The organism is Fibrobacter sp. (genome assembly GCA_012523595.1).
Classification (GTDB): Bacteria; Fibrobacterota; Chitinivibrionia; order Chitinivibrionales; family Chitinispirillaceae; genus JAAYIG01.
Window position 1 is genome coordinate 1 of record JAAYIG010000110.1, and the last position, 6,596, is coordinate 6,596.

General features: G+C 44.5%; 6 protein-coding genes. 1 reads left to right on the forward strand and 5 read right to left on the reverse strand.

Translation table 11 applies throughout. The features are described 5' to 3' along the window. Positions 1 to 152: 152 nt before the first annotated feature. The gene (locus GX089_07650; protein NLP02351.1) at positions 153 to 1,565 is read left to right on the forward strand and encodes a hypothetical protein; all 1,413 of its coding nucleotides are present in this window, start codon (positions 153 to 155) and stop codon (positions 1,563 to 1,565) included. A 95-nt stretch (positions 1,566 to 1,660) separates the two neighbouring features. On the opposite strand, the gene GX089_07655 is transcribed toward GX089_07650, so the two are convergent. The 5 genes from GX089_07655 to GX089_07675 form a co-directional block, all read right to left on the reverse strand. Then, the gene (locus GX089_07655; GenBank protein ID NLP02352.1) at positions 1,661 to 1,918 is read right to left on the reverse strand and encodes a hypothetical protein; all 258 of its coding nucleotides are present in this window, start codon (positions 1,916 to 1,918) and stop codon (positions 1,661 to 1,663) included. Between the two features lie 64 nt (positions 1,919 to 1,982). Continuing rightward, positions 1,983 to 2,963 (reverse strand): GNAT family N-acetyltransferase, encoded by a 981-nt coding sequence (locus GX089_07660; GenBank protein NLP02353.1) that lies wholly within the window; start codon positions 2,961 to 2,963, stop codon positions 1,983 to 1,985. 3 nt (positions 2,964 to 2,966) lie between these two features. Next, entirely contained in the window at positions 2,967 to 4,115 is a 1,149-nt protein-coding gene (locus GX089_07665) for a glycosyltransferase (protein ID NLP02354.1), read from the reverse strand. Further along, positions 4,112 to 4,903, reverse strand: a complete 792-nt coding sequence (locus GX089_07670) for a glycosyltransferase family 2 protein (protein ID NLP02355.1) — start codon at positions 4,901 to 4,903, stop codon at positions 4,112 to 4,114. The genes GX089_07665 and GX089_07670 overlap by 4 nt, the downstream gene beginning before the upstream one ends. Before the next feature lie 16 nt (positions 4,904 to 4,919). Further along, positions 4,920 to 6,596 (reverse strand): hypothetical protein (locus GX089_07675; protein ID NLP02356.1); only part of this gene is annotated, 1,677 nt, incomplete at its 5' end.

The window sequence follows — 6,596 nt, forward strand, 5'->3', positions numbered from 1 at the left end:
CTACTGACCAGTGTATTTCAAAGATTTCCTGATTTTAACCCGGTGGTTGCCGGGCAACTCATTTGAAACAGGTTAAAAATATATTACTCTCATGGTTATGTCAATTCATTGTTGATCAGCAGCACCCCGATTGTAATTTATTTTAAGTTATCATGAAGACGCCACATAAAACACTGCTTCTTTTCCTGCTGCTCCTTTTCTCCTGCTCTCAACTGCCCACAGAAAGCCGTCATGACCAGCAATCATACTCTTACACTCTTAAGCTGACAGGTTTGCACCAGGACTCTCTCTCGATCTCTCTTAAAGTCAGCAGACCGGGAAAACTAGCCCTCCCCTATCATTTCTTTGACAACCCTGTTGATTATGTTTCCGGCATAATTGTACGTGATTTGCAAGTGATAGACTCGGATGGTTTAATTATCGACACAACCTGCACATTAGAGAAAATCGGACCCGTTTATAATATCGTTTTAGATCTTACCTACAACATTCACTATCCGGTTACACTGAACTACAAACTGAATAACAGTGCTTTTGAGGATACATCCAAAGATTATCTCCCGTCTGTTCAGGTCAGCGACTCACTTCTTTTCCTGATCGGTGCCTCATGCTTTATAATCCCTTATCTGGATTTGCCAATTGCCAATGCCTGGCGCACCCCCCTGGATTTAAGAGTAAATGTTGAATCCCGAATACCCATTTACGGAATACCAGGTAAGTCTTTCTCCTGTTCAAATCTCTATGAACTGCTCTTTATCCAGTTCTCTGCCGGGTGCAGTCCGATTGTCGAAGGGACATCCGGAGAAACGAAGTTTACTTTTGTCGATATGCTCAATGGTAATTATGAAACTGCTGTTATGCCCACTGTAGCTCAGAACTTCTCCAGAATCCTTGATACAATCTCTTCCCTCTATGGTAAATTCCCTTCCTTATATACTGTTGCGTTACAGGATTTCGGCGGTGGTCTGGAGGGAAGCTACGGGTTTTCACTTCTTCAGCCAAACCTGGCTTTAGAGAGCAGATTTCACGAGGTACTTGCCCATGAGGCACTGCACCATTTCATCGGAATACAATGCGGGGAATACGATGATCCATGGTGGAAAGAAGCTACAACCAATTACCTGGGTGCGGTTCTTGTTACAGCAATGAACCTCTACAGCAAAGCAGAGCTTAGAAAAAGGTTTACAAGCTTTTTCTATGTCGACCCCTCAGTCTCCCATCTCGCTCTTTCAGATCCATGGCTAAGGGAAAACATGTTTGCCCAGAAAATACACAGTCTGGCCTATGACAAAGGCACTCAAGTGGTCATGCTGCTTGACCTGAAAGTCAGACAGGCTTCGGATAATAAGTACTCAATTAATGATGTGACCGCATACCTTACCAGGAAATTCAGCAAATCAGCCTTTCACAGGCAGGATTTTATCTCTGCTTTCAAACATTTCGGAAATCCCGATATCTCTGATGTGATCGCTACCTACATCGATACCCCGGGTACCACGATTCCCGACTCTGTTCTTGTGCGGACATTTGACGAACTTGATTCTCTGGGGGCATTTGGAGATTAACCCTGAACCGCAGACTGGACAATAATCCCGCTAACACACTCATCCTAAATCGTATCGGGAGATGAAGTGTGCCTTTGCAGCGGAATATTCCTCTCTCAGCCCTTTATATGATCGATCATAGCGAGAACTATAGACGAAAAGAACAGTACAAGACAGACAAAAACCCCCATCCCGCCTATAATAGTGAGCGCAAGCGGAACCGGCGAAAGAAAAAGCTTCTGTATCTTCTCCGGGTTCTTCCCCCTGTCTTCTATTGCAGCATGAATATTACCAAGCTGCGGCAACACAGCTATAAGTGGAAAAAGAATAAGACCGGCTATCCAGAACCACCAGTTGGCAAGTACATATTCCATCTCTATTCTGATCCCTTCTAATATTCAAATTATCAGACTTGATTTTTCCTGCACTTCTTCTCAATCACTTGCGTCTGAGAAATGAAATCAGGCTTCTCAACCCCGATTTTCTGTTTATAACCCTGCATCTCAGTCTCGATGCTCCCAGCGATTCCTTAAATTTAATAACACCGGAGATTCCGCTCGATGGATTACAGTCAAACCACCTGAAACCGTTTTCACATGCATGCCGGATAGCACTGTTGTAAAGCATATTGTTGGGACGGTAAATAAAATAATCATCAAGACCAGCTCCGTGCCAGGCAACAGCATGATCATTCCAGTAAAAGCAGATTATCCCTGCAACTGCCTTCCCTCCAACCCTGGCCAGCCATAACTTTCGGTAAGCATGATCCAGATTTCGAATCTTCCTTAATAATCCGGAATCATAACTTACACCGGAAAATATCTGCCCCGATTTCCACCGCTCCACAGAATGGAGATAAATCCGGAAGTATTCGTCCCAGTGAGCAGGCTCTTCCGCCTGCTCCACAGTCACACCTTTCTTTGTCGCATTGCGCACTGCTTTGCGGTGGCAATACTCCGAACCTGCAAATACAGCATCGTATCCACAGGAAAGATCGACACTTTGCGTGAAATCATCCTCAGATCCCTCGATCTCCACCCTGTTCAGAACCTGATCATAAGGATTCTCTCTTATAAGCAAATCTCTGTATTTCCCGCAGTAATCAAGAAGTACCCTGTGATGGTTCTCATTCAAAGGCGTCCTGGAAATCCATCCTCCGAATGTGCAGGCAGGCATGGAAAGTATAACATTGAAAAGATTGACCGGCCCTTTCTTGACAACCCGTGGAAAAAGAACACTTGAGCCGTCACTCAGTTCCAGGATCGATGCCACAGGAGTCATAGCGGGATCGGCAAAAAGCTCGGCCCACATCGGGGTATGGAAAAATGTGGAATAAGGTGACTCTTTACAAAACAAGAGCCACTGATCCCTTGATACCAGCGATTCACCACAAACCCTCAGTTCCCCATTTTTCAGCATTTTTTAATCCGGAAAAGATACAGCCGATAAATATGCATCATTAATCAGTTTTACCTGTTTTCTGATATCATGATTCTCCCTGGCATTTTTCCTTCCCTCCTCACCCATCTTCAGCCGCATTTTATCATTGTCAAGAAGGCAGATCAGATTGGAAGCCAGTGTATCTGTATCGTGCTCAGGACAGAGTAAACCGCTTTTTCCATCAATAACCACTTCGGGAATATCACAATGAAGGGTTCCTACGACTGGTTTACCTGCGGCCTGTGCTTCAATACATACCACAGGTGCTCCTCCCTCTGTGTCTCCATCGGATGCTGTACAACTGGGTGAGAGAACGATATGGGACGCGGCAAGAAGTTTCAGGTAAGTCTCAACACTGGTGTTTCCATGAAACACCGCTCCGTCAATACAGTTCCGGGATATGAGAATATCTCTGACACGTTTCCTGAACGGACCATCACCAATCAGGTGGAGTTCGATATCAGGATGGCGGTTCCTTGCCATACAAAAAGCCGTAACAGCATCCACAGCCCCTTTCTTTTCCCTCTCCAACCCTACAAAGAGAATCTTTTTGGGGCTATTTGCTTCAGCCACATTTGCAGATACGGTTTTATCTATTCTGTCAAGGTCGATTCCTATCTTTATCACCCTTATCTTCCTGGAATCACAGCCAAGTGCCTCCAGTCTTCCAGCCATGTGCTTTCCTTCGACGATAAAGAGGCAGCCTTTCTCAAACAGCTTCCTGTAGCGTCTTTTCCATACAGAACGCCGGGGAAGCTTATTTATATCAAGGCCATAGAATGTGGTCACAAGCGGTATACCTTCTCTATCAGCAATTCTTAACACCCGCCATGATTCAGTCGAGAAGTGGCCATGAAGAACATCGGGGTTTTCCTTATTGATAATCTTTCTGAATCGTCTCTCACAGAGTCTGGGCATCAGCCTCAATGCCTGAAGATATAGCCTGCCAGCTATTGCTTTCTCAGCCAGAATAGCATGGATATTTCTTAACGGGAAGTGATCCCTGTTCTGCATAAACTGGCATAAGACGATATGGTTTACATCAGAATTAAACGAAATCTGATTATAGATCCAGTTCTGAGTGACAGGAAGAAATGAATGGACAATATGCGCTGTCTTGATTCGTTTCATAACATGTTCTTCAGTGTCTCTCTGAGAAACTGTCCAGACCTGAACATCTTCATTATCTTTACTTCCAGCAGATATCTCTTCAGCAGACCAAAGTAAGGTTCCGATTTGTACTTTTCTCTCAGGTGATTTGCTGCCTGAAGGTAAAACTCACGACTTCCTGAAACTTTGTCAGGCATCTGATGATCATTGTAGAAAGTCAAAGGTGAGTCAATTCCAACAGCCCGGTGATTTCTGAGAATCCCGATGTAAAAGTCATAATCCTGCAGTGCTTTCAGTTCCGGATCGAACCCTCCAGACTTCTCTATGATCGACTTCCGGACCATCACGGATGATGTAGGGCCGATAAAATTCATCCTCATGATAGCCCTGAAATGATCCTCCGATCCGGGCTTTCGGAAAACGTATCTTTTTTTCCTTCCATGGATATCAATCGCATTTATGCCGGTATAACAGAGTCCGGCATTCCCGCTTCTCATCACTTCAAGCTGCATTCTCAGTTTATTCTCGTCCCATAAATCATCGTCATCAAGAAAGGCGACAAACTCCCCCGATGCGTGCTTTATTCCAAGATTGCGGCTGAAACCGCCTCCCTTGTTCCCCCCACTGCAAATATAACGAACTCCCATATCCGATAATCTTTTCTCGAGATGCCTGTTCTCTACTCCGCTGTCATCAATAACAATTATTTCCGGAGCAGAGACATGCTGCTGATTTCTAACACTCTCCACAGCTCTCAGAAGCATTTCTTCTCTGTTTCTGGTAGGAATCACAACACTGATTTCAGACATCAGTACTCCAGTTTATTCAGGGAGCGATGAGGATTTTACCTTTACGATGCAGTTTTCCTGAGGATTGAACGGAATAGAAATAAGTCCCTGGAGCCAGACGTCTTTCAGGTTTCCAGACATGATATGCGCCCTCGATTCCCTCTCTCATGACTTCTGTTCTGGCCAGAAGGTTCCCGTTAGATGTGTATATCAGCACTTTACTTCCGGGCGGAAGATTTCTGAATATTAATTCAGAATGTCTGGCCTGGAAAAAGGGGTTTGGAAATACCAATATATCTGAGGATTTGTTGGATGTCAGTTTATACCCCAGAGATATGCGTGAGACTCCAAGGTCAGTTCCCGCCCAGAGCACCCCGTTTGCTCTGTCAATCTCCAGATCGGTTATTTTATCCGATATAAGGCCCTGTGATGTGGTAATGAAGGATTTTGTTTCATTTACAAGGTTATACCTGATTAGACCGCTTTCGTTTGTACCAAACCATATTGTAAACGGGTTCTCATGTTCTATTGAGGTCACTTCTGGTCCGAAGCCTTCCATTTCAGTAAGCTGTCTTGTTTCCGGGTTGTATTCGTATACTCCCTTTGATGTGACTATTCTGGTAATCAGATCATCAGAGGTTGACATATCATTGACTTTTCCCTTACCTGCGAAAGCAGCGATTACTGTTACGCCGTCTTTGAGAGGATTGCCATTATGTCGGAAAGCAATGACTGTCCCCTCCTCACCCCCAGCGAAAATTGTCCCGCTTTTATCCACAATCAAAGATCTGAAAGTTTTAGAATGATTCGGATCATCCAAAGGAAAAAAGTGTCGATAGTGGGCCTTTACAGGATCTGCCTGATCGGAATCGGGATTATAACGCGGGTCATAGCAGATAAGCGAACCAAAGTAACTGTCGAAAACAGAAAACCACATAAAGCCGGATGAATCCACAGCTATCGCGTCACACTTTGCCCATGCATATCTGAAACAATCTATACTCTGGTAGAGCTTCCCCTCACCATAGTCATTGAAAGGAATACAGAAACGGGACCAGCTGTTCGATGCCGGATCGAAACACTTTATGTGGCCCCCTGATAACCCGAACCATACTCTTCCATCGGGGCTCTGTGCCATACCCCTGCTGTCCTCGTTCTCGCCCATCCATCCCATGTTAGGTATGAGATGTGGACTGTATATATTCCAGTCATCTGCCACAAAAGAATTGATAGCTTTCCACCAGGGGATGCCATCTACTCTGGGTAAAGCCCATAGAGTACCATCACTGCTGACGAGAATCTTATTGACATAAGTAAAAGACATTCCTTTAATGCTATAGTTTATCAGTTGATTCCAGTCCCAGGAATAGAAATAATCTTTCTCTGTACCGATCCAGCAGATATTGCCATTTTCCTTCAGAACAGTAACCCTGCTTGGCAGCGAAAAGATTTTCGTTGATCCATAGTAAAGGTCACCATCTTCCGCACGAAGTACCTTCCCATTGTAAAGAATCGCCGGTCCACTGTAACCCTTTATCTTGCCGGATATTCTAATTATAGAATTCACCGGATCATCTTTTTTCTCAACACGCCAGATCGAGGGGTCATAAAAGTTGGCAGTATAAAGACTGTCCTTGTGTATCTTTACAATGCCATCATTCAACCCTCCATAGAGTGTATCACCGATAATCTTTATGACATTGATCTGTGAGGA

What these genes read in the sequence shown, in the direction of transcription:
- GX089_07650 (NLP02351.1), top strand. Translation starts at nt 153, where the DNA reads ATGAAGACGCCACATAAAACACTGCTTCTTTTCCTGCTGCTCCTTTTC.
- GX089_07655 (NLP02352.1), bottom strand. Translation starts at nt 1,918, where the DNA reads ATGGAATATGTACTTGCCAACTGGTGGTTCTGGATAGCCGGTCTTATT.
- GX089_07660 (NLP02353.1), bottom strand. Translation starts at nt 2,963, where the DNA reads ATGCTGAAAAATGGGGAACTGAGGGTTTGTGGTGAATCGCTGGTATCA.
- GX089_07665 (NLP02354.1), bottom strand. Translation starts at nt 4,115, where the DNA reads ATGAAACGAATCAAGACAGCGCATATTGTCCATTCATTTCTTCCTGTC.
- GX089_07670 (NLP02355.1), bottom strand. Translation starts at nt 4,903, where the DNA reads ATGTCTGAAATCAGTGTTGTGATTCCTACCAGAAACAGAGAAGAAATG.